Genomic DNA, 20984 nt, shown 5'->3' with positions numbered 1-20984 from the left:
CGGTTTGAAATTCTGTTGCCGGGGGCGGGGCGATCAGATCGCTGAATCGTCCTGCTCGCCGGTGCGGATGCGGATGGCGCGGGCGATATCCGATACGAAGATCTTGCCATCGCCGATGCGCCCGGTCTTGGCCGCGCCCGCGATGGCTTCCACCACCTGGTCCGCCAGCGCATCGGGCACGATCACTTCCAGCTTCACCTTGGGCAGGAAGTCGACAACATATTCGGCTCCGCGATAAAGTTCGGTATGGCCCTTCTGGCGGCCAAAGCCCTTCGCCTCGGTCACGGTGATGCCGGACACGCCGACTTCGTGCAGCGCGTCCTTCACCTCGTCCAGCTTGAACGGCTTGATGATGGCTTCGATCTTTTTCACTTTAGTCCCCGCGCCGTCCTGCAACCGGCAATGTTCGAGAATCGCATTTCAAGAATCATGCCAGAGCTTGCGGATCGGGCCTAAACAATCGCTCGCACTTGCGAAAGGGCGGATTCGCAACATTCTCGGCTCCCGATACCGGGTTTGCGCAGCATTCGTGCGTGGAGCGACCGGGTAGAGGCGGGAAGGCTGGTGAATTTCCGGGCACGCCTGCCCAAAAGCTGGGCAGCCTAAGCCGCCGGGCTAAAGCCGCAACCCCGCCAGTTCGTCGCACCCGGCCATCAGGTTGAGCGATTGCACCGCCGCGCCGCTCGCTCCCTTGCCGAGGTTGTCGAGCCGCGCGATCAGCCGCGCACTCCGGCCTTGCGCATCACCGAACACCCACAGGTCGAGCCGGTCGCTCGGCGGGGCATCGGCGCGAAGCAACAGTTCGGCAGGCGTGTCATGGTGGACGGTGACCAGAGGCGACTTGTCGTAATAGCGCGCCAGTTCATCCCGCAACCGGTCTGGCGCGGAGGCATTGCGCATCGCGGCGATCTGCAATGGTACTTCAACGATCATGCCGCGAAACGCCGGGACAACCGCAGGCGCGAAAACCGGCGGATGCTCCAGTCCGGCCTGCCGTTGCATTTCCTTCAGATGCTTGTGATCCAGCGTCAGCCCATAGGCGCGGAAGGCGATATCGGTTTCCATCTCGTAGCGCTCGACCAGCGCCTTGCCGCCACCCGAAAAGCCGGAGACGGCGTTGACTGTATAGGGCCATTCGCGCGGCAGCAGCTTGGCGCGCACCAGCGGCGCGACCAGCGCGAGAAAACCGGTGGGGTAACAGCCGGGATTGGATACCTGCTTTGCGCCCGCCACCACGCTTGGCCCGACCAGTTCGGGAAAGCCGTAGATCCAGCCCGCCGCATTGCGGTGCGCGGTGGAGGCATCGATTACCCTCGTGCCGCTATCCGCATCGATCAGCGCCACCGCCTCGCGCGCCGCATCGTCGGGCAAGCAGAGGATTGCGAAATCGGCATAGTTCAGCGCGGTGCGGCGGCAATCGGCATCCTTGCGTTCGGCATCGCTCAGGCGGATCAGGTCGAATTCCTCGCGGCCTTCCAGCCGCTCGGCGATTTCCAGCCCGGTGGTACCCGCTGCCCCGTCGATGAATACAGTATGCGCCATCAGGCAATCTGCTCCAGCCGGTCCGCCTTGACGTAACCGACCGGTCCGTCGGCGGAGAGGCAGCCCCAAGCCCAGATGCCCGTCACGTCGAGCACTTCGAAGCTCTCGCCTTCGAGCAGCACGCACAGTTGCTCGGCACCTTCGCGCGGGTCAGCCAGTAGCGGCGCGCCGCCCGGCATCACGCTACGCGGCTGGGGTACGGCATAATGCGGCACGAAGTATTTCCCCGCCAGCGCGATGTGCGCCAAATCGCCGCGTAGGGGGACACGCCGGGGGTCGGCACGCACGACCGGTCCGGCAAGGACGTATGGCCCCTGCGGATGGCTTGTGCCGGTCGGAATGTCAGACTGGCTCAAACGCCTGCCCCTTGCTCAAAGTTGTTGCGGTTTGTCCGGCGCGCTTAGCCGTAGCGATGCAGCGGCACAAGTTCGGCCCCCAAGGCCGATTTAGCCGAACCGCCCGCGCAGCATGTGGAACGCCGCGCGCAGCCCCAGCGCCGCGCCGCCCTTGGCTCGACCGGGCTTGGCCGTGGGGCGCCAGGCGAAGGTATCGAAATGCGCCCAGTCGATTCCTTCGCCGACGAACCTGTCGAGGAAGGATGCAGCCACGCTGGCCCCGGCAAAGCCGTTGGCAGGCGAATTGTTGAGATCGGCCACGTCGGACTTGAGCCACTCGGCGTAAGCGTCATGGATCGGCAAGCGCCACGGCGCATCGTCGTGCGCCCGGCCTGCGGCGATCAGTTGTTCGGCAGTCTGGTCACGGCGGGTGAACAGCGCGGGCAGGTCGGGCCCGACAGCCACTCGCGCCGCCCCGGTCAGGGTGGCGAAATCGATGATAAGCTCAGGTTCGCTTTCGCTCGCGAGGGTAAGCGCATCGCCAAGCACCAGCCGACCTTCGGCATCGGTATTGCCGATCTCCACGCTCAGCCCCTTGCGACTGGCCAGCACGTCGCCGGGGCGGAAGGCGTTGGCGGAAATCGCGTTTTCCACTGCCGGCACCACGCAATGCAGACGCACTTTCATGCCGGTGCGCATGATCAGTTCGGCCAAGGCCAGCGCGTGCGCCGCGCCGCCCATGTCCTTCTTCATCAGCAGCATTCCGGCAGCAGGCTTGATGTCCAGCCCGCCCGAATCGAAGCACACGCCCTTGCCGACAATCGCGACGCGCGGGTGCTTTTCATCGCCCCAGGTGAAATGGATCAGCCGCGGGGCGTGCTTGCGATCGGCCGCGCGGCCCACGGCCTGGACCATCGGGAACCCTTTTTCCAGCGCATCCCCGCGCACCACTTCCAGTTCGGCCTTGTACGCCTTGGCGATCCGTTCGGCTTCCGCTTCCAGTGCGGCGGGGCCCATATCCTCTGCCGGAGTGTTGACCAGATCCGCGACCAGCGAGGCGGCCTGCGCTTCGGCCACGGCCAGGTCGATCTTCGCCGCTTCCCCGGTCAGCAGCACACGCGGACCCTCGGCCTCGTCGTCCTTGCGGTAGCGGGTGAAGCGGTATTGCGCGGACTGCCAGCCGAACAGTGCGGGGCCGGGATCGCCATTTGCGCGGCGGTAAGTTCCGGCGGGGAGCACCTCGGCCAGCTTGGCCATGCACCAGCTCGAAAGCTCGTCCGGATTGGCGACGCCGCCCAGCGCGAACCAGCCCTCTCCATCCGGCACGATCCCGACCTGGTATCCGCCGCCGGTAAACTTCTGCGCCGCCAGAGCCGCACGCTGTGGTCCGCTCAGCCCCTTGGCGAAACTCTCGAACGTATCCTTGTTGACAAGGTGGATGGCGATGGCGTCCTGCCCGCGATCGGGCTGGATCAGATTGTCGGCGATGCTCATGCGATATCGCTTGCCGTTTTCGCGCGCGTTTGGAAAGGCTGCGGAGTGATGTTGCGACGATTCTCCTCGATCTTGGTTGCGGCCGCATTGCTTTCGGGATGCGATTTCGCCGGGGAGGAGCCCAAGCCCGCTCCGACCGCCACTGCGTCAACACCCACGCCCGATGCCTCCGCTACCGGGGACGATGCGCCGGTGGGCGGGGCGCGGCAGGTTTCGGAAGAGACCGATACCTTCCTGTTCGAATATGCCTATCCTGCCGAAGCCGGCGAGATTCCCGGCCTTGCCGCCTGGCTCGATCTGCGGCTGGATCGCCAGCGCGAGGCATTGGCGCGCGAAGCTTCCGACGGCCGCGATCAGGCGCGCGACAACGGCTTCCCGTTTAACAAGTACTCCAGCGGCACGGCTTGGGAAGTGGTGGCAGACCTGCCAGGATGGCTAAGCCTATCCGCCAATCTCGACAGTTATCAGGGCGGAGCGCATCCCAATTACGGGTTCGACGCGCTGGTATGGGACAAGGAAAACGACCGCCCGCTGGAGCCGGTTTCCTTTTTTGCCTCTGCTGAAGCGCTCGATGCGGCTCTGGGCGAGCGTCTGTGCGAGGCGCTGAATGCCGAACGGGCGGAACGCCGCGGTGAACCGGTGGAAGAAGGATCGGACGGCACGTTCGATACCTGCATCAAGCCTGACGAGACCAATGTCCTGCTCGGTTCAAGCAATGGCCGTCACTTCGATCGTGTCGGTATCCAGATCGCCCCCTATCTGGCTGGCCCCTATGCCGAGGGTGCCTACGAATTCACGTTCGAAGTGGATGACGACTTGCTTGCGATCGTCCGCCCGGAATATCGGGTAGCGTTCGGGGCAGAGGAATAGGTCCGGCTCGCATTTTCGCGCGGCTTCGCCTACATAACCCCGCATGACACAATATCAGCACGTCACAGCCGACACTTCCGTCTACCGCGACGGCACCATCAAGCTGCACGGGCCGGAAGGGTTCGAAGGCATGCGCAAGGCGGGGCTGCTCGCCGCGCAGATCCTCGACGAGATGGCCCTGCGGGTGAAGCCCGGCGTCTCCACCGAGGAGCTCGACGCGGTGGTGCGCGAGATGACGCTGGATGGGGGCGCGGTCCCGGCCACGCTCGGCTATCGCGGCTATACCCATTCGTGCTGCATCTCGATCAACCACGTGGTTTGCCACGGCATCCCTTCGGACAAGCGGCTGAAGGATGGGGACATCGTCAACATCGATGTCACTCCGCTGCTCGATGGCTGGCACGGCGATACCAGCCGCATGTTCCTGGTCGGCGATGTGCCGCTGAAGGCCCGCAAGCTGGTCGAAGTGACTTATGAATGCCTGATGGTCGGCATCGCGCAGGTACGCCCCGGTGCCCGGCTGGGGGATATCGGCGCGGCAATCCAGAGCCATGCGGAGCGGCACCGCTACGGCGTGGTGCGCGATTTCTGCGGCCACGGGCTCGGGCGGCTTTTCCACGATGCCCCCGAAGTGGTTCACGCTGCCCGCGCGGGCAGCGGGCCGGAACTGAAGCCGGGCATGTTCCTCACCATCGAACCGATGATCAATCTTGGTCGCTCGCACGTAAAGCTGCTCAACGATGGCTGGACGGCGGTGACGCGCGACAAGAGCCTGTCCGCGCAGTTCGAACATTCGATCGGCATTACCGAGGACGGCTGCGAGATTTTTACCAAGTCCCCCACCGGGCTGGACCAGCCGCCTTACGCGGTGGCATCGTGAAGCCCTTGGTCGCTCTGCTGGGGCTGGTGGCGCTGGCCGGTTGCCAGACTGCCCCTGCGCCCACGCCCGTTGCAGAGAATACCGAAGGCTACCGGCTGGCGCAGGCCGCCTGTTCGCAATGCCATTCGATCGAGGCCTTCGGCCTTTCGCCAAACCCTGCCGCACCCGAATGGCCGGTGATTGCCAACACGCCGGGCCTGACCCGCGAAACGCTCACCACCTGGCTGACCGACGCGCACAATTATCCCGGTGAGATGGATTTCTATCTGGAAGGTGACGAGATCGGCCAACTGGTCGATTACATGCTGACCCTACGCCGCGAGGATTATCACCCGGCGTATCAGTAAGGGCGCCTTACCCCTCCCGCGCCGCACGGATCGCCGCACCGCCCGCGAAGGGCGCGATTGCCACCAGCACCAGGCTGATCGCTCCGGTCAGCGCCAGCCCGCCTTCACCCCCGCTCGACAACGATCCCGCGCCGAAGATCAGCAGCGGCACCGCCAGCGGGATCACCAGCAGGCCGGAGAGCGCCGCGCTGCCTTTCAGCCCGACAGTGACGGCGGCGATGATAATGCCGATGGCGGCCAGCCCCGGCGTTCCTGCCAGCAGGCCCAGTTCGACCAAGCGCAGCGTCTGGTTGTCGATCCCCAGCAGTGCGCTGGCGGGTAGCGCGGCGATCATCACGAACGGGCCGAAGCTGAGCCAGTGCGCCAGCAGCCGCACCGCAACCACGGCTTCCTCGGATATTCCGCGCAGGGCCCACTGGTCGAAGAACCCGCCCTCGACATCGGGTGCGAGCAGCCGGTCGAGCGGCAGGATCGCGGCGAGCAGCGCGGCGACCCAGATCACTCCGCCGCCGGTTGCCGCGAGCAGGGCAGGCTCCGGCCCGACGGCGAAGGGATAGAGCATCGCCACGGCGAGGAAAAACAGCAGCGGCAGCAGGGAATTGCCGCGCGCCGATCCGGGCAACAGCGCGGCGAGATCGCGGTGGAGCAGGGCGGCGAACACCTTCATGCGGCGAAATCCGGCAGGTGGAGCGTTGTCGCGCCCGCCGGCAGGGCGAACGGCTGGTGGCTGGCGACCAGCGCTACCCCGCCAGCTTGGCAGTGATCGGCGACGATCCGCTCGACCAGCGCCACCGCTTCCCTGTCCAACCCATTGAGTGGTTCGTCGAGCAGCCAAAGCGCGCTTTGCTGGCCGATCAGCCGCGCAATGGCGGCGCGTTTGCGCTGGCCGGTGGAAAGGTAGCGTACCGGCACGTCGAGCAGCGGCGCAAGTCCCAGTGTTTGAACCGGGGCGAGGGCATCGCCATCGATCCGCTGCCAGAAGCCGAGCGCCTTGGCCAGCGGCGGGTGTTCGTCGAGCGCCAGCAACTGATCGAGCATGGCAAGGCTGCCCTGCCGTTCCACCTTCCCGGCATAGGGCCGCGCCAGTCCGGCAAGGATGCGGATCAGGCTCGATTTGCCCACCCCGTTGGGGCCGGTGACATGGCAGGCCTGCCCCGCCGACAGGTCCAGCGACAGCCCCGAAAACAGCAGCCGATCACCGCGGCGGCAGGCGAGATCGGTCGCGGTCAATCGGCACGGTTCCATCGGCGCCTGCGTTAGGGCATGGTTGGCGCAACACGCAAGCATTCGACTCATGGAGGGGACAGGCAATGGCAGTAGAGGGATTGGGAAGCCGCGAAGCGCAGGTGCTGGTGGCTGCGCTCGACGGCTGGGCTTTCACGCGCGACGGGGACGCGATCGGGCGGACCTTCGAATTCGCCGATTTCAGCCAGGCCTTCGCTTTCATGACGCAGGTAGCGATGCTGGCGGAAAAGCAGGATCACCATCCCGAATGGTCGAACGTGTACAACAAGGTGCAGATCGAACTGACCACCCACGATGCGGGCGGGCTGTCTATGCGCGATATGAAAATGGCGCGGGCGATCGAGGAATTGCTGGGGTGATGCGCTGGGTCGCGCTGCTGCGCGCGGTCAATGTCGGCGGGACGGGCAAGATCGAAATGGCCCGCCTGCGCGCGGCGGCGGAGCGGGCAGGTCTGGGCGAGGTGCGCAGCTATATCGCCAGCGGCAATCTGGTGTTCGACGGGCCGGATGATGTGGCCGAGGCGCGGCGGGTGCTGACCGGGGCGATAACGGGCGAATTCGGCTGGTGCCCCGGCCTTCTCCTGCGCAGCGGGGCGGAATTGGCGGCGGTGCTGGCGCGCAATCCGTTTGCCGAGGCCGAGGGCAACAAGGTGCTGGTGCTGTTTGTCGATGGTGACATCTCGACCAAAGGTTTGCGTCACCAGACCGACGAACAGATCGAACCGGGAGAACGCGAGATATTCATCCTCTTCCCCTCCGGCATGGGGCGCTCGCGGCTGGTAATCCCTTCGGCGAAGAATTCTACCGGGCGGAATATGAACACAGTGGCAAAATTGGCGGGAATGGCGGCTGCGGAGGCCTAATCCTGCGCCTTTCGCCCCTCGCTCCGTTCGTGCGCCTCCGCCAGCGTCACCGCGCGCTTGCGCAGCTGGCCCGGGAAGAACGTGGCGACGCGCTTCAGCTTCTTCGCGGTCTTGCCCACCAGCGTGTGCACCTTGTTGCCGTGGACCGCATTCCACGCTTCCTCCGCCACTGTCTCAACGGGCGTGAATTCCAGCCCCGCCTTCACCACCGCATCGCGGATCGGGGTGTTGCGGCTGCGATTGGGCGGTTGTTGCAGCAGCGGGGTATCGATGAAGCTCGGCATAAGAGAGCGCACCTTGATCCCGTGCGGGCGCCATTCGGCATCGAGGCTTTCGGTCATGCTCTTCACCCCGGCCTTGGTCGCGCCATAGACGCTCTGGTTGGCCATGCCGTAGATCGCCGCCGCGCTCGCGGTGTTGAGCAGGCACGAACCCGGCGCAGCGGCCTTGAGGTAAGGATAGCCCGCCTTCGCGCCGTAGAACACCGCGCGCAGGTTCACATCGAGCAGCAGGTCGAGTTCTTCGTGCGTGACTTCGATGAGCGGTCCGCCGGAGGGCAGCCCGGCGTTGTTGGCGAGGACATCGAGCATGCCGCCGGTATGCGCCGTGAACTGCGCAAGTGCCGCTTCCCACCCGGCGCGGTCGGTCACGTCGAAGGTGTAGCTATGGCACTGGCCTGCGGGCAGCAGTCCTTGCGTTTCGGCGAGGCCGAGCGAATTGCGGTCGGCGATCCCTACCAGCCAGCCCTTGGTCGCGAAATGCTGCGCAATGGCGCGGCCGATGCCGGAGGCTCCGCCGGTGATGAAGATGCTTTTCTGTTCCAATGCCAACTCCCCAAGCCTCGTCATTGCGAGGAGCCGCAGGCGACGAAGCAATCCAGTCCCCAACCTCGCGCATTATCGCAAGGGCGGGACTGGATTGGTTGGCCTTGGCCCTCTTCGAGTTCGCTACGCTCGCAATGACGAAAAAGGACGGTGGCTCACAGCCCCTTCACATGCTCCTTACCCACCCTAATCTCGGCAGTCGAGGCCGCCAGCACATCGCCCACCGGCTCGGCCCGCCCGCCAAGGCACTCGGCGAGGAAGTTCTCCGCAATCGCGTTGAAGGCGATGTTGTTTTCCGGGCGGTGGAAGCCGTGGCCTTCGTCGGGGAACAGGACATAGGTCACCGGCACCCCGTCGCGCTCCATTGCTTCGACGATCTGGTCGCTTTCGGCCTGCTTGACGCGCGGATCGTTGGCGCCCTGGCCGATCAGCAGCGGCTTGACGATGTCCTTGGCGCGGTAAAGCGGGCTGATCGACTTCAGGAAAGCCTTGCCCTCCTCGGTTGTCGGATCGCCCATCCGCTCGTGGAACTGCTTCACCAGCGGCTCCCAGTAGGGCGGGATCGTTTCGAGCAGCGTTTCGAGGTTCGAGGGGCCGACAATGTCCACCCCGCAGGCGAACGCTTCGGGCGTAAAGGTCAGCCCCACCAGCGTGGCATAACCGCCGTAGGAGCCGCCCATGATCGCCACCTTGTCGCGCTCGGCAATGCCCTTTTCGATGGCCCATTCGACCGCGTCGATCAGGTCGTCGTGCATCTTCGCCGACCATTGCAGGTTGCCCGCGTTGGTGAAGGCCTTGCCGAATCCGGTCGAGCCACGGAAGTTGACAGACAGCACCGCATAGCCGCGATTGGCGAGCCACTGGTGCGAGCGGTTGTAGCCATAGCCGTCGCGCGCCCATGGCCCGCCGTGGACCAGCAGCACCAGCGGCACCGGCGCGTGGGGCACTCCGCTTGCTTCGGGATCGCTCTGCGGGGGCAGGGTGAGGTAGCTGGGCAGCACCAGCCCGTCGCGCGCGGGAATTTCCAGCGCGTGCATCGGCTGCAAGGGCGCGCCTTCCAGCTCAGGCTTGGTGACGTAGAACTGCGTCAGGGTCTGCGCGTCGCGATCGAAGAGATAGCTGGCGACCGGCCCGGTGAGCGGATCGTTCCACACCAGCCATCGGCGGTCGTCATCGGTGCGCGACTGGACGCCGAAATCGCCGCCCAGCCGCTCGCGCAGCCAGTCGAGCGCCGCGCCGATTTCCGGGTCGATGGCGTGATGCTCGGTGCGCAGATAGGTGGCGCTCCACGCCTGCACCACGCCCGTCTTGGTGTGGCGCATGGTGCCGCCGATATCGGCCTTGTCGTGCTCGGCGATGAGAGTGCGGGTGCCGGTGGCGGTGTCCTCGGCATAGAGCGCGGCGCTATCGCGGCCCCGGCTGTCGAACCAGTAGAGCGTCGCCCCATCGGTGGTATAGCCCGCCATGCCGGTGGTCAGCGCGTCGTCGAGGCCGGTCACTTCGCGGGGCGTTTCCGCCACTACGCCATCGCTGATCTCGTGCATGTCGGTGCCGCCCGCCGCATTCTGCCGCATGGCCCACCTCAGGGTGAGGCTGTCGTCGCTCTCGAAGCTCGCCCAGCCGTCGTTCTCGAACACCAGTTCGAGCGCGCCGGTGTTCAGATCGAGCAGATGCACGTCGAAGAACCGCGCATCGCGGTTGTTGAGGCCGATCAGCAGCTTGTCCCGGATCGTTTCCGAACCGCCGACCACCTGCACCCGCGCGCCTTCGAACGGGGTCAGGCACTTCTCCGCGCTGCCCGCCAGATTGACCTGGTAGAGCAGGAAATTCTCGTCCCCGTCGGTGTCGCGGATGTAGAGCAGGCTCTGACTGTCGGGAGCCCAGAAATAGGCGGGAATCGGTCGTCCTGCCACGCTGGTCATCCGGCGCGCCTCGGTGTGGTCTTCGGCGGGGGCCATGAATACATTGAGCACGCCTTCCCACGGCGCCATCCAGCTGACCCACTTGCCGTCCGGGCTGATCTTGCCGCCGGAGCGGGTGGGATTGCCGAACAGGTGATCGCGCGGGATCAGCGGGGTCGCGGCTACGCGGGTGGCGGCGGTGGTGGCGGTATCGGTCATGGGGTCTCCCTGTTGGTCCCGGCTGGGGAGTTAGGAAGTAACGATGGCAATTCCAATTGCCGCAGCGAGAAATGCCCCCAAAACCAGCAGCGAACGCACCCTGCGATTGCGCGCCGCTTCGCCAGGCTCAAGCGGGGCCACGGCGACAAAAGCTCCGCCGATTTCGACAACGGTTATCGCGATTTCCTTCAGTCGCCGCAGCATCGCCGACTACAACGCCGGATTGTTGTAGCAATGCCAGGTGAAAATCGCCGTCGCCCCGCGATGCGGCCGCCACGGTTCCGCCAGCGCGCGGGTGGCCTTTTCGTCCGGTCGTTCCTCCAGCCCCAGGATCTTGCCGATCCCGGCCATTACCGCCAGGTCCCCGGCGGGCCAGATGTCGGGGCGGCCTTCGGCGAACAGCAGGTAGATTTCTGCCGACCAGCGGCCGATGCCCTTGATCTTCGTCAGCTCGGCAATCGCAGCCTCGTCATCGGCGGGCAGGTTGTCGAAATCGACTTCGCCCGCGCTCACCAGTTCGCATAGGCTCCGCGCATAGCCCTGCTTCTGCCGAGAGAGGCCGCAGGCGCGCAAAGTATCGAAATCGCGTTCGAGCAGGGCGGCGGGGGAGAATTCAGTGCCCAGTTCGGCTTCCAGCTTGTTCCACATCGAACTGGCCGCCGCCACGCTCACCTGCTGGCCGACGATGGTGCGCAGCATGGTCATGTATCCGGTGGGGCGGATGCGCGGTTCTGGGTATCCGGCAATCTCCAGCGCCCGGGCGATGGCGGGCTCCTGCCCGGCCACCGCATCGAGTGCGCTCTTGATCTGTTCTGCCGTCAGTCCCATCCGCCAAATCCTTGCCAAAGCCAGTGCGATTGCCTAGCAGCCGCGCCGCAGGACAACAGAGGAAAAGCGCATCCCATGCCCAAGCTGATCGTGGTCAACCGTGCAGGCGAGGAAACGACCGTCGACGTCACCAGCGGCCTTACCGTGATGGAAGCCATCCGTGACAACGGCTTTGACGAGCTACTGGCGCTGTGCGGCGGCTGCTGTTCGTGCGCGACGTGCCACGTGCACGTCGATCCGGCCTTCTCCGACAAGCTGCCCGCGATGAGCGAGGACGAGGACGACCTGCTCGATTCCAGCGACCACCGCGATGCGACCTCGCGGCTTTCGTGTCAGATTCCCTTCACCGATGCGCTGGACGGGCTGAAAGTCACGATTGCCGAAGAAGACTGAGTTTGGGCGGGGCAAAGCGCAGCCGCATTGCGCTTCGTCGCCGCGCGCCCTAAATTCTCCGGGCATGACTGCTCCTCCTCCCCGCACCGACACGCTCGAATTGATCGGCAATACCCCTCTCGTGCTGCTCGCCGGAGCGAGCGAGGCGGCTGGGTGCGAGATCTGGGGCAAGTGCGAATTCGCCAATCCCGGTGCCTCGGTGAAGGACCGTGCAGCGCTTTGGATCGTCCGCGACGCCGAGGCGCGCGGCGAATTGCGCAGCGGCGGCACGGTGGTGGAGGGCACGGCAGGCAATACCGGGATCGGCATGGCGCTGGTGGCCAACGCGCTCGGCTACAAGACCGTGATCGTGATGCCGGACAACCAGTCCAAGGAAAAGATGGACACGCTGCGCGCGCTCGGCGCGGAACTGGTGCTGGTGCCGCCGACCAAGTTCGCCGACCCCAACCACTTCGTCCACACCTCGCGGCGGCTGGCCGAGGAAACCCCCGGCGCGGTCTGGGCCAACCAGTTCGACAATGTCGCCAACCGCCGCGCGCACATCGAAGGCACGGCCCCGGAAATCTGGGACCAGCTTGAAGGCCGGGTGGACGGCTTCACCTGCGCGGTCGGCACCGGCGGCACGCTGGCAGGCGTGGGCATGGGCTTGAAGGCGCTCGACGAGAATGTCCGCATTGCGCTGACCGATCCGCATGGCGCTGCGCTGTATAACTACTATGCCAACGGCGAGCTGAAGGCCGAAGGAACTTCGGTAGCCGAGGGTATCGGCCAGGGCCGCATTACCGCCAATCTCGAAGGTGCGCCGATCGATACCCAGTTCCGCATTTCCGACGAGGAAGGCTTGCAGTGGGTCGCCCGGCTGCTGCGCGAGGAAGGGCTGTGCCTTGGCCTGTCCTCCGGCATCAATGTCGCGGGCGCAGTGGCGCTGGGGCGGCAACTGTTGGCTGAAGGGCGCGAGGATGCGCGGGTGGCGACGATCCTGTGCGACACCGGGTTCCGCTATCTCTCCACGCTCTACAATGCCGAATGGCTGGCATCGAAGAACCTGCCGGTATTCGACTGGCTAGGTTCATCGTGATCGACTAAAATGCCGCGCATGGTCATCGATCCCCGCGATTTGCTGCGCAACCGCGCTGCACCACGGCAAGCCGAGGCGGTTCGCGTGGAAACGCTCAGCTCGCCGCTGGGCGGCACGCGGGCGGAGCGGATCCAGCGTTTGCAAGTCGGGCTGTTCGGCGTGCTGTCGATGGTGCTGCTGATCGGCCTGGCGGACGTCGTCATCAGCCGCGCGCAATTGACCGAGGCGAGCGCTGTGCCCGAAGCGGCACCAACGGTTGTGGCTGAAGAAACAGATGCTCCCCGTGATCCGCTGGCGGATGCGGGTGTGGTGCCGGCATTGCCCCCCCAACCAACCGCTTCGCCAACCGGGCGGGCAGCGCCGCGCGCGGGGGACATTCCCGGTCCGGAATCTTCAGCAGGTCAGAATGCGCCCCTGCAATAGAATCTGGAGAGCAGCGCTATTTGCGATGCTGGCGTCCGCGACTCTTCCCGCAAACGCGCAAGAGGAGCAGACGGAACCGGGCGAGGCGATTGCCCTGATGGGCACGATCCCTATCTATTGGGGCGAGACCGAAGGCTTCGATGAAATCCTTGCCGGCGAAGCGCAACCGCATTGGGCGAGGGCATTTATCGAACGTCGCGCGCCGCTCGCGCCGCTGGATTATCTTTCGGCAGAGGCACTGGCCCCGCATCGCGCACTATTAATGGCGCAGCCACGCGGATTGACCGCGGAAGAGAATGTCGCGCTGGATGCCTGGGTTCGCGAAGGTGGCCATGTGCTGCTGTTCGTCGATCCCATGATGACCGGCGAATCCCGCTTCGGCCTCGGCGATCGACGGCGCCCGCAGGATGTCGCGCTGCTGTCCCCGATTCTCGCGCATTGGGGGCTGGGGCTGCATTTCGACGAGGGGCAGGATGAAGGGCTGGTGCAGGTCGATCACTTCGGCACAACGCTGCCGGTAAACCTGCGCGGCACCTTTGCTTACACCGGAGAAGCGCAACATTGCGCTATTCCGGGTGACGGGCTGCTGGCGCATTGCAGCCTTGGGTTGGGGCAAGTGCTGCTGGTGGCCGATGCCGCCATGCTCGATCTTGCGGGTCCGTACGAAGGGGCGGCAGCGGGTTTCGATTCGCTGCTGGCGCATATTTTTCCACAATTCGGGGAAAGCGCGGGAATTGCTGTTGAGGCATCCGCACAACCCACGGAAAACCGCCGTTTTCCTGCTTCAGAGGGGAACGACGGACGCCATCATGGAACTGCCGGAGAAGAGACTTCGTCCTAGCGAAAACAGTTATTTATCGCGTTGTCCCACAATTTCCCGCAATTTCCCCTTCCATCCCGCGTCTGCACGGGTTATTCCCCGATTCCATCGACAAGCTGATCGAGTCCCCGCCTCGTGTTCGAGGTTGTCCGGCTGCGCCTGTGCGCTTCCGGAGGAGAGAAAGGCTTGTCGATCGGGAAACCGTTTTGAGGGGTTTGGCAGGTGTCGCAGCGACCGGCAGGATACAGGGGGCAGGGCTTTTCGCTTCGCGGCGAGAAGAACCGCTTCGTCCTGCCGCCTTCGTTCCGCAAGGTGTTTGCCGACAACAATGACGAGAACGTGCTGTGCCTGATCCCGCACGATCGCTACCCCTGCCTGAGCGCATTCGGATTATCACGCACCGACAGCTTTGCCGACCTGCTCGACAAGGAAGAGGAAAACGCGGTCCGTCGCGGCGAGGCGTTTGACCGGGATCTCCGCTCGATGCAGCTGTGGGGCTTTGCCGAAGCCAGCTTCGACCAGAGCGGGCGCTTCATCCTGCCCGATCACTTGCCCGGCTTGGTGAACATCAGCGACAACATCTGCTTCCTCGGCGGCGGCGAATTCATCACCCTGTGGGATCTCGACAAGCTGGGATCGATGGGCGCGCCGTTTGCCGGTCCCTATGCCGCTTGCAAGGCAATGGCCGCTGATGCGCGCGCGAAGGCAAAGGGGAAAGGCAAGTGACCGCTCCCGCTCCCCACATTCCCGTTCTGCTCGCCGAAGTGCTTGAAGCGCTGGCCCCGCAGCCGGGCGATGTCATTATCGACGCGACTTTCGGCGCGGGCGGCTACACCCGCGCGCTGCTTGATGCGGGCGCAACCGTCCATGCTTTCGACCGCGATCCCGATGCGATTGCAGCGGGCAGCGCCTGGCCCGAGACGCAGGGGGGTAGTCCGCGCCTCGTGCTCCACCCGCGCCGCTTCTCCGAAATGGTCGCCGGGATGGCCGAGGTGGGTATTGCGCAGGTGGACGGGATCGCGATGGATATCGGGGTCTCCTCGATGCAGCTCGACCAGGCCGATCGCGGCTTTGCCTTTTCCAGCAATGGCCCGCTCGACATGACGATGAGCCGCGCCGGGCCGACCGCCGCCGATTTCGTCAATACGGCCGAAGCCGACGAAATTGCTGACGTGCTCTACCGCTACGGCGAGGAGCGCCAGTCGCGCCGGGTTGCCCGCGCCATCGTCGCCGCGCGCCCGCTGACGACCACTGGCGAACTGGCCCAGGTGGTGCGCAAGGCGCTGGGATACCGCGCGGGTGCGGGCAAGGATCCGGCCACCCGCAGCTTCCAGGCCATCCGCATCCATGTGAATGGTGAGCTGGACGAACTGGAGCAGGGCCTTTCCGCTGCCGAAGCCCTGCTGCGCGAAGGCGGGCGGCTGGCCGTGGTCAGCTTCCACAGCCTCGAAGACCGGATGGTCAAAACCTTTCTCCGCGATGCCGCGAACATGACCCCTCGCAGCTCGCGCCACCTGCCCGAAGCGCGCGTCGTTCCCCTTCCGCGCTTCGGGCCTTTACCCAAGGCAGTGCGCCCGTCTGCTGCCGAGATCGAGCGCAATCCGCGCGCCCGGTCCGCCACCCTGCGCTCCGCCATTCGCACCAATGCCCCCGCACGGGAGAACGCCGCATGACCCATTCCGGACTCCAGGGCCCATCGCGCCTGCGTCGTATCGGCTGGCTCGCCGCGCTCGGCCTCTGCGCGGCTCTCTATGTGCTGCTGCATATCAAGGTGACCGCTGTCCACGCCGACGTGGTGCAGGCGGAGCGGCGCATTGTCGCGCTGGAAGAACAGAAGCTGCTGCTCGAGACGGAATTCCTCACCCGCGCCAACCAGGTGCAGCTGGCCGCGTGGAACCGGGTCGACTTCGGTTTCACTTCTCCTACTGCAGACCAGTTCATCGCCGGCCCGCGCGAGCTTGCGCAATTCGGTGGGCCGCCCGCAGTCGGTGCGCCGCCGCCGATCCGTCTGGCCGGACTGCGTTCGGGCGAAGATGTGCCCGAGTTTCCGCGGCTGGTATCCCCGCTGACCGGCGAACCTGTCGATGCCGACCTTCTGGGCGGAGCCGAATCGGATAGCGATGGCATTGGCACGATAGCTGTGGCCGGAGGGCCGCTTCGGATGCCGATCGCTGGACTTCCGCAGGCCGTCACCGCCAGCGCGGCCGGATTCACGCAAAGGTGAGTTCGCTCGCAGCCCCGCGCGCGATCATTGCCGGGCAGACCGGGCTGGTAGACCACCGCCGCCGGGCACTGCTGGTCGCCCGCCTGCGCCTGCTGCTGGTGATCTTGGTGTTCACGCTCGTGGCTCTGGCGGCGCTGGTCAAGCTGGCCTTCATTGGCGTGGTGCAGCCAGGGCCAGCGCAGCAGAGCATGGCGGATGCACTGCTGCCCCCGCGCGGCGAGATCACCGATCGCAACGGTGTGCCGCTGGCGCGCGCCTTCCCGGCTTATGCGCTGTGGTACAATCCCGATGCGATGGCCGAAGGCGGCGACGGCGGCCCGCCGCTGGTCGCCTCGCCCGCCGAAGTGGCGGCCGGGCTGAAGGCGATCTTCCCCGATCTCGATGCCTACGAGGTCGAGCAGCAGCTCGCTTCGGGCCGTCCCGGTTATATCCGTCGCCGCGTTTTGCCTGAAGATGCCAACCGGGTTATGGCTTTGGGCGAACTGGCGCTGGAACTGCCGCAGGAGGAAGACCGCCACTATCCGCAGGGGTCGATGGCGGCGCACGTGCTCGGCTATGTCGCGGCGGACGGGCATGGCCGCGTGGGCATGGAGCAGGTGCTCGACGAACAACTGATGAACCCCGCCACCCGCGGCACTCCGGTGGCGCTGTCGATCGACATGCGGGTGCAGGGCGCGCTGGAAGACGAATTGCGCAGCGGGATGCTGGCGGTCAACGCGGTGGGCGCGGCAGGGATCGTGCTCGATGTCGATACCGGCGAAGTGCTCGCGCTTGCCTCGATGCCGGAATTCGATCCCAACCAGGTCGTGACCGAGGACGTGGTGCTGCCCGAATCCCGCACGGCGGCGGGAGAAATGCCCGCTTCGTTCAACCGCATGACCAACCAGGTTTACGAACTCGGTTCCACCTTCAAGCCGCTGACCGTGGCTATGGCGATCGATGCCGGGGAAATCACCGATCTGGGGCGCACCTGGCCCGCCGATAGGCCGTTGATCGTGGGGGGCAATCCGATCCGCGACAGCCACACCATCGGCGCGCGGCTCAACGTGCCGCAGACGCTGATGCACTCCTCCAACATCACTTCGGCGCAGATTGCGCAGGAAGTGGGCGGGGCGCGGATGCTCGAATATCTCACCCAGCTCGGCATGGCGGAGCCCGCCTATATCGAGCTGCCGGCGCGCGGCGCGCCGCTGGGGATGCGCGGCGACTGGAACGCTTCCAAGGCCGCCTATGCCGGGTTTGGCCACGGTATCGCGGTGACGCCGCTGCATCTCGCCTCCGCTTATGCGGCAATGGTCAATGGCGGCATCTGGCGCCCGGCGACGCTGCACCGGATCGAGCCGGGGCAGGCCCCCCGCGGCCGCCGGGTGTTCCGCGCCAGCACCAGCGCGCGGATGAACCAGCTGATGCGGATGATCGCGGTCTATGGCACCGGGCGCAATGCCAATGCGCCGGGCTTCCGCGTGGGTGGCAAGACGGGCAGTGCGGAAAAGCCGGGCGCGGGTGGCTATCGCCGCAGCACGCTGGTTTCCACTTTCGCCGCCGCCTTCCCGATGGATCGCCCGCGTTTCGTCATCATCGCCATGCTCGATGAGCCGCAGGGTACTATTGCCAGCTCGTTCCAGCGCACGGCTGCATGGAACGCCGCCCCGATCGTCGGGCGGCTGGTTCCGCGCATCGGGCCTCAATTGGGCGTGATGCCCGACGCGACCCGTGACATCGACCTGTCCGACTTGTTGCCGCTGGTAGGGGAACACTGATGCGGCTGGGCGAACTTGCCCTCGCCGCCGGGATCGATGCGGGAACTGCGGGCGAAGCCACGATCACCGGTTTTGCCATCGATCACCGCAAGATTGCGCCCGGCAATGTCTTCGGCGCGTTCGAAGGCACGGTAGTGAACGGGGAGGACTTCATTCCTGCCGCCATTGCATCGGGAGCTGTAGCCATAGTCGCCCGACCCGGAGCCAAGGTCGAGGGCGCGCTGCATATCCCCGATACCATCCCGCGCCGCCTGTTCGCGCAACTGGCCGCGCGCTATTTCCGCCCGACACCCGAAGTGGTGGTGGCGGTGACGGGCACCAATGGCAAGACCTCCACGGTCGAGATGACCCGGCAGATATGGCGCATGTGCGGCCACCGCGCCGCCAGCATAGGCACGCTGGGCGTGACCACGCCGGACGAAAGCGTTTCCACCGGACTCACCACGCCTGATATTGTCACTTTCCTCGGCAACATGACCGGGCTGGCGCGCGAAGGCGTCACCCATGTCGCCTACGAAGCGAGCAGCCACGGGCTGAGCCAGTATCGCAACGAGGGACTGCCGGTAAAAGCCGGGGCATTCACTAACCTGTCTCGCGACCACCTCGATTACCATGCCGACATGGACGACTATTTCGCTGCGAAGATGCGCCTGTTCACCGAAGTGGTGGACAAGGACGGCTCGGCAGTGATCTGGGCCGATGATGCTTGGTCCGCGCGTGCAATAAGCACTGCGCGGGAAGCGGGCCTACGGGTCTTCACCGTTGGCTCGGAAGGCGAGCAGCTGCGGCTGGTCTCGCGCACGCCGACGCAACTCGGGCAAGACCTGCTCGTCAGCTACGGCCCTACAACGCAGAAGCTGCGGCTGCCGCTGATCGGCGCCTATCAGGTCGCCAACGCGCTCACCGCCGCAGGGCTCGTACTGGCAACAGGCGGCGATCCGGCGCAGGTGCTCGACGCGCTCTCGCGCTTGCAACCCGTGCGCGGGCGGCTCGAACGCGCGGTCATCGCGCAGAGCGGCGCGCCGGTCTATGTCGACTACGCGCACACGCCCGACGCGCTGACCGCCGCGATTGCCGCGCTGCGTCCGCATGTGGCGGGCCGCCTCATAACCGTGTTCGGCGCGGGCGGGGACCGGGACCGGGGCAAGCGCGTGCCGATGGGCGAAGCGGCAATGGCCGGTAGTGACCTTGTCATTATCACCGACGATAATCCGCGCGGAGAAGATGCCGCAACGATCCGCGCCGAAGTATTGGCCGGAGCGCAAGGCGCGCGCGAAGTCGGCGGGCGGCGCGATGCCATTGCCGCCGCTATCGCCGAAGCGGGCAAGGACGATATCGTGCTGATCGCGGGCAAGGGCCACGAACAGGGACAGATTGTGGGATCGGGAGAGAATATGCGCGTGCTGCCCTTCGATGACGTGACCGTGGCGCGCGAATGCGCTGCTGCACTGGCCGGGGGCGACGGACGATGAGCGCGCTCGCCCAGACCCTGCGCTGGCCGCGCCTGAAGACCGACGCGCTGCGGCTCGCGCTGTGGACCGCGCAGGAGATCGCCGAAGCGACCGGCGGGACTGCAAGTGAGGACTTCCAGGTCAGCGGTGTCGAAATGGACAGCCGCGATGTGGTGGCTGGCGATCTGTTCGTTCCGCTCAAGGGCGAAGCGATGGATGGCCACCGCTTCCTCGACGCCGCCTTCCGCAACGGTGCGGCAGCCACGATTGTCGATCGCCCGGTCGATTATCCGCACGTGCTGGTGGCCGATACCACCGCCGCGCTGCACGCGCTGGCTAAGGCGGCGCGCGCCCGCACTTCGGCGCGCATCGTCGGCGTCACCGGATCGGTCGGCAAGACCGGGGTGAAGGAAGCGATCTTCTCCGCGCTCGAACGCGCCAGCCGGGGCGCCTCGCACCGCTCGATCCGCAGCTACAACAACCACGTCGGAGTGCCGCTCAGCCTGTCACGGATGGCGGCGCGCAGCCGCTTCGGCGTGTTCGAAATGGGGATGAATCACGCGGGCGAAATCGCCGGACTGACCGCGCAGGTGCGCCCGCATGTCGCCGTCGTGACCACGATTGCCCCCGCGCATATCGAGAACCTCGGCAACATGGAGGCCATCGCGGCGGCCAAGGCGGAAATTTTCGCCGGGCTGGAAAAGGGCGGCACGGCTGTCATCCCCGCCGACAGCGAGCATTTCGAACAATTGCGCGATGCCGCAGTGGCCCAAGGGGCCAAGGTGCTTTCCTTCGGCCGCAGCCGCCATGCCGACATGCGCCTGCTCGATGCCATCCCGCAGGGCGATGGCGGCTCGCTCGTCACTGCCTGCATGGGCGCCATCGGGCTGGTCTATACCGTTGCCGAACCGGGCGAGCACTGGATCGACAATTCGCTCTGCGTGATGGCTGCGGTCCATGCCGCCGGGGGCGACCTTGGCGCGGCGGGCTTGGCGCTGGCGGAAATGGGCGGGCTCAAGGGCCGGGGCGCGCGGCTGCGGGTGAAAGTGCCCGGCGGCCATGCGCTGCTGATCGACGAGAGCTACAATGCCAATCCGGCCTCGATGCGCGCCACGCTTGCGCAACTGGGGCAGACGCCTGCCAGCCGCCGGGTGGCCGTGCTCGGCAGCATGAAGGAACTGGGCGACTTTGCCGCCGGCTTCCATGCGCAACTTGCCGCTCCCATTGTCGAGGCCGGGGTCGATTTCGCCGTGCTGGTCGGCCCGGAAATGCTTGCCCTCGCGCGGGAGATGGGGAAACTTCCGCGCGATACGCTTGGCAACGCCTTGCGCTTTGCCCATTGCGACAATGCGGGCGAGGCGATCGCGGCGTTGCAGGAATTCGGACTGGCGGGCGGAGACGCGGTGCTGGTCAAGGGTTCCAATTCTGTGGGGCTTGCGCGCGTGGTCGAACATTTCGCCGCCAAAGAGACCTGACACGGAAGGCTGA

At 65.8% G+C, this 20984-nt stretch carries 25 protein-coding genes; 15 read left to right on the top strand and 10 right to left on the bottom strand.

Annotation, left to right across the window (positions count from 1 at the left end; all coding sequences use genetic code 11):
• Positions 1–33 precede the first annotated feature (33 nt).
• The 4 genes from JY451_02340 to JY451_02325 form a co-directional block, all read right to left on the bottom strand.
• Positions 34–372, bottom strand: coding sequence for a P-II family nitrogen regulator (locus JY451_02340; GenBank protein ID QZH75477.1), 339 nt, complete (start codon positions 370–372; stop codon positions 34–36).
• 243 nt (positions 373–615) lie between these two features.
• The gene (gene argC, locus JY451_02335) at positions 616–1542 is read right to left on the bottom strand and encodes an N-acetyl-gamma-glutamyl-phosphate reductase (GenBank protein QZH75476.1); all 927 of its coding nucleotides are present in this window, start codon (positions 1540–1542) and stop codon (positions 616–618) included.
• Entirely contained in the window at positions 1542–1883 is a 342-nt protein-coding gene (locus JY451_02330; protein ID QZH76512.1) for an SH3 domain-containing protein, read from the bottom strand. The genes argC and JY451_02330 overlap by 1 nt, the downstream gene beginning before the upstream one ends.
• 105 nt (positions 1884–1988) lie before the next feature.
• A complete protein-coding gene (locus JY451_02325; GenBank protein QZH75475.1) occupies positions 1989–3371 on the bottom strand; it encodes a leucyl aminopeptidase family protein in 1383 nt (460 codons plus the stop codon).
• Positions 3372–3419: 48 nt separating this feature from the next.
• Here JY451_02325 and JY451_02320 point away from each other — a divergent pair, with 48 nt between their 5' ends.
• From JY451_02320 to JY451_02310, 3 genes are read left to right on the top strand one after another with little or no spacing between them, the layout of a single operon-like run.
• Positions 3420–4241: a DUF4163 domain-containing protein gene (locus JY451_02320; protein ID QZH76511.1), complete on the top strand. Its 822-nt coding sequence runs from the start codon at positions 3420–3422 to the stop codon at positions 4239–4241.
• A 43-nt stretch (positions 4242–4284) separates the two neighbouring features.
• The gene (gene map, locus JY451_02315; protein ID QZH75474.1) at positions 4285–5121 is read left to right on the top strand and encodes a type I methionyl aminopeptidase; all 837 of its coding nucleotides are present in this window, start codon (positions 4285–4287) and stop codon (positions 5119–5121) included.
• Positions 5118–5468 (top strand): cytochrome c, encoded by a 351-nt coding sequence (locus JY451_02310; protein ID QZH75473.1) that lies wholly within the window; start codon positions 5118–5120, stop codon positions 5466–5468. The genes map and JY451_02310 overlap by 4 nt, the downstream gene beginning before the upstream one ends.
• A 7-nt stretch (positions 5469–5475) precedes the next feature.
• On the opposite strand, the gene JY451_02305 is transcribed toward JY451_02310, so the two are convergent.
• Entirely contained in the window at positions 5476–6135 is a 660-nt protein-coding gene (locus JY451_02305; GenBank protein QZH75472.1) for a heme exporter protein CcmB, read from the bottom strand.
• Positions 6132–6713: a heme ABC exporter ATP-binding protein CcmA gene (ccmA, locus tag JY451_02300; GenBank protein ID QZH75471.1), complete on the bottom strand. Its 582-nt coding sequence runs from the start codon at positions 6711–6713 to the stop codon at positions 6132–6134. Before ccmA ends, JY451_02305 begins: the two co-directional genes overlap by 4 nt.
• A 65-nt stretch (positions 6714–6778) precedes the next feature.
• Here ccmA and JY451_02295 point away from each other — a divergent pair, with 65 nt between their 5' ends.
• Complete coding sequence (locus JY451_02295; GenBank protein QZH75470.1) at positions 6779–7072, top strand: 4a-hydroxytetrahydrobiopterin dehydratase; 294 nt, start codon at positions 6779–6781, stop codon at positions 7070–7072.
• On the top strand, positions 7069–7575 hold the full coding sequence (locus JY451_02290) for a DUF1697 domain-containing protein (protein ID QZH75469.1): 507 nt from the start codon (positions 7069–7071) through the stop codon (positions 7573–7575). The genes JY451_02295 and JY451_02290 overlap by 4 nt, the downstream gene beginning before the upstream one ends.
• On the opposite strand, the gene JY451_02285 is transcribed toward JY451_02290, so the two are convergent.
• The 4 genes from JY451_02285 to JY451_02270 form a co-directional block, all read right to left on the bottom strand.
• Positions 7572–8423, bottom strand: coding sequence for an SDR family oxidoreductase (locus JY451_02285; protein ID QZH75468.1), 852 nt, complete (start codon positions 8421–8423; stop codon positions 7572–7574). The two genes, JY451_02290 and JY451_02285, sit on opposite strands and share 4 nt — an antisense overlap.
• 131 nt (positions 8424–8554) lie before the next feature.
• Positions 8555–10519 (bottom strand): S9 family peptidase, encoded by a 1965-nt coding sequence (locus JY451_02280; GenBank protein ID QZH75467.1) that lies wholly within the window; start codon positions 10517–10519, stop codon positions 8555–8557.
• A gap of 30 nt (positions 10520–10549) precedes the next feature.
• Positions 10550–10723 carry a hypothetical protein gene (locus JY451_02275; GenBank protein ID QZH75466.1) on the bottom strand — a complete coding sequence of 58 codons (174 nt, stop codon included), beginning with the start codon at positions 10721–10723 and terminating at the stop codon, positions 10550–10552.
• 6 nt (positions 10724–10729) lie between these two features.
• Positions 10730–11347 (bottom strand): DNA-3-methyladenine glycosylase 2 family protein, encoded by a 618-nt coding sequence (locus JY451_02270; protein QZH75465.1) that lies wholly within the window; start codon positions 11345–11347, stop codon positions 10730–10732.
• Between the two features lie 75 nt (positions 11348–11422).
• Here JY451_02270 and JY451_02265 point away from each other — a divergent pair, with 75 nt between their 5' ends.
• From JY451_02265 to JY451_02220, 10 genes are all read left to right on the top strand, one after another.
• Positions 11423–11740, top strand: a complete 318-nt coding sequence (locus JY451_02265; GenBank protein QZH75464.1) for a 2Fe-2S iron-sulfur cluster binding domain-containing protein — start codon at positions 11423–11425, stop codon at positions 11738–11740.
• A gap of 64 nt (positions 11741–11804) precedes the next feature.
• A complete protein-coding gene (locus tag JY451_02260) occupies positions 11805–12818 on the top strand; it encodes a cysteine synthase A (protein ID QZH75463.1) in 1014 nt (337 codons plus the stop codon).
• An 18-nt stretch (positions 12819–12836) separates the two neighbouring features.
• A complete protein-coding gene (locus JY451_02255; GenBank protein QZH75462.1) occupies positions 12837–13241 on the top strand; it encodes a hypothetical protein in 405 nt (134 codons plus the stop codon).
• Between the two features lie 97 nt (positions 13242–13338).
• Positions 13339–14082 carry an ABC transporter gene (locus tag JY451_02250; GenBank protein QZH75461.1) on the top strand — a complete coding sequence of 248 codons (744 nt, stop codon included), beginning with the start codon at positions 13339–13341 and terminating at the stop codon, positions 14080–14082.
• A 201-nt stretch (positions 14083–14283) separates the two neighbouring features.
• Complete coding sequence (locus JY451_02245; GenBank protein ID QZH75460.1) at positions 14284–14787, top strand: division/cell wall cluster transcriptional repressor MraZ; 504 nt, start codon at positions 14284–14286, stop codon at positions 14785–14787.
• The gene (rsmH, locus tag JY451_02240) at positions 14784–15734 is read left to right on the top strand and encodes a 16S rRNA (cytosine(1402)-N(4))-methyltransferase RsmH (GenBank protein QZH75459.1); all 951 of its coding nucleotides are present in this window, start codon (positions 14784–14786) and stop codon (positions 15732–15734) included. The genes JY451_02245 and rsmH overlap by 4 nt, the downstream gene beginning before the upstream one ends.
• Positions 15731–16285, top strand: a complete 555-nt coding sequence (locus JY451_02235; GenBank protein QZH75458.1) for a hypothetical protein — start codon at positions 15731–15733, stop codon at positions 16283–16285. Before rsmH ends, JY451_02235 begins: the two co-directional genes overlap by 4 nt.
• Positions 16282–18045 carry a penicillin-binding protein 2 gene (locus JY451_02230; GenBank protein QZH75457.1) on the top strand — a complete coding sequence of 588 codons (1764 nt, stop codon included), beginning with the start codon at positions 16282–16284 and terminating at the stop codon, positions 18043–18045. Before JY451_02235 ends, JY451_02230 begins: the two co-directional genes overlap by 4 nt.
• On the top strand, positions 18045–19517 hold the full coding sequence (locus JY451_02225) for a UDP-N-acetylmuramoyl-L-alanyl-D-glutamate--2,6-diaminopimelate ligase (protein QZH75456.1): 1473 nt from the start codon (positions 18045–18047) through the stop codon (positions 19515–19517). The genes JY451_02230 and JY451_02225 overlap by 1 nt, the downstream gene beginning before the upstream one ends.
• Positions 19514–20971 (top strand): UDP-N-acetylmuramoyl-tripeptide--D-alanyl-D-alanine ligase, encoded by a 1458-nt coding sequence (locus tag JY451_02220; GenBank protein ID QZH75455.1) that lies wholly within the window; start codon positions 19514–19516, stop codon positions 20969–20971. Before JY451_02225 ends, JY451_02220 begins: the two co-directional genes overlap by 4 nt.
• The last annotated feature ends 13 nt before the right edge of the window (positions 20972–20984 follow it).

Origin of the sequence: Erythrobacter sp. (genome assembly GCA_019739335.1) — a bacterium.
Lineage (GTDB): Bacteria > Pseudomonadota > Alphaproteobacteria > Sphingomonadales > Sphingomonadaceae > Alteraurantiacibacter.
Note: the sequence above shows the minus strand (reverse complement) of the source record. Positions and strands in the feature narration are given on the sequence as shown.

Excerpts from the sequence above, each read along its gene's own strand:
- JY451_02320 (QZH76511.1), top strand. The coding sequence starts at position 3,420 with ATGTTGCGACGATTCTCCTCGATCTTGGTTGCGGCCGCATTGCTTTCG.
- JY451_02220 (QZH75455.1), top strand. The coding sequence starts at position 19,514 with ATGAGCGCGCTCGCCCAGACCCTGCGCTGGCCGCGCCTGAAGACCGAC.
- ccmA (QZH75471.1), bottom strand. The coding sequence starts at position 6,713 with ATGGAACCGTGCCGATTGACCGCGACCGATCTCGCCTGCCGCCGCGGT.
- JY451_02260 (QZH75463.1), top strand. The coding sequence starts at position 11,805 with ATGACTGCTCCTCCTCCCCGCACCGACACGCTCGAATTGATCGGCAAT.
- JY451_02285 (QZH75468.1), bottom strand. The coding sequence starts at position 8,423 with ATGACGAGGCTTGGGGAGTTGGCATTGGAACAGAAAAGCATCTTCATC.
- JY451_02250 (QZH75461.1), top strand. The coding sequence starts at position 13,339 with ATGGGCACGATCCCTATCTATTGGGGCGAGACCGAAGGCTTCGATGAA.
- JY451_02225 (QZH75456.1), top strand. The coding sequence starts at position 18,045 with ATGCGGCTGGGCGAACTTGCCCTCGCCGCCGGGATCGATGCGGGAACT.
- argC (QZH75476.1), bottom strand. The coding sequence starts at position 1,542 with ATGGCGCATACTGTATTCATCGACGGGGCAGCGGGTACCACCGGGCTG.
- JY451_02280 (QZH75467.1), bottom strand. The coding sequence starts at position 10,519 with ATGACCGATACCGCCACCACCGCCGCCACCCGCGTAGCCGCGACCCCG.
- map (QZH75474.1), top strand. The coding sequence starts at position 4,285 with ATGACACAATATCAGCACGTCACAGCCGACACTTCCGTCTACCGCGAC.
- JY451_02295 (QZH75470.1), top strand. The coding sequence starts at position 6,779 with ATGGCAGTAGAGGGATTGGGAAGCCGCGAAGCGCAGGTGCTGGTGGCT.
- JY451_02305 (QZH75472.1), bottom strand. The coding sequence starts at position 6,135 with ATGAAGGTGTTCGCCGCCCTGCTCCACCGCGATCTCGCCGCGCTGTTG.
- JY451_02235 (QZH75458.1), top strand. The coding sequence starts at position 15,731 with ATGACCCATTCCGGACTCCAGGGCCCATCGCGCCTGCGTCGTATCGGC.
- JY451_02265 (QZH75464.1), top strand. The coding sequence starts at position 11,423 with ATGCCCAAGCTGATCGTGGTCAACCGTGCAGGCGAGGAAACGACCGTC.
- JY451_02275 (QZH75466.1), bottom strand. The coding sequence starts at position 10,723 with ATGCTGCGGCGACTGAAGGAAATCGCGATAACCGTTGTCGAAATCGGC.
- JY451_02255 (QZH75462.1), top strand. The coding sequence starts at position 12,837 with ATGGTCATCGATCCCCGCGATTTGCTGCGCAACCGCGCTGCACCACGG.
- JY451_02270 (QZH75465.1), bottom strand. The coding sequence starts at position 11,347 with ATGGGACTGACGGCAGAACAGATCAAGAGCGCACTCGATGCGGTGGCC.
- JY451_02325 (QZH75475.1), bottom strand. The coding sequence starts at position 3,371 with ATGAGCATCGCCGACAATCTGATCCAGCCCGATCGCGGGCAGGACGCC.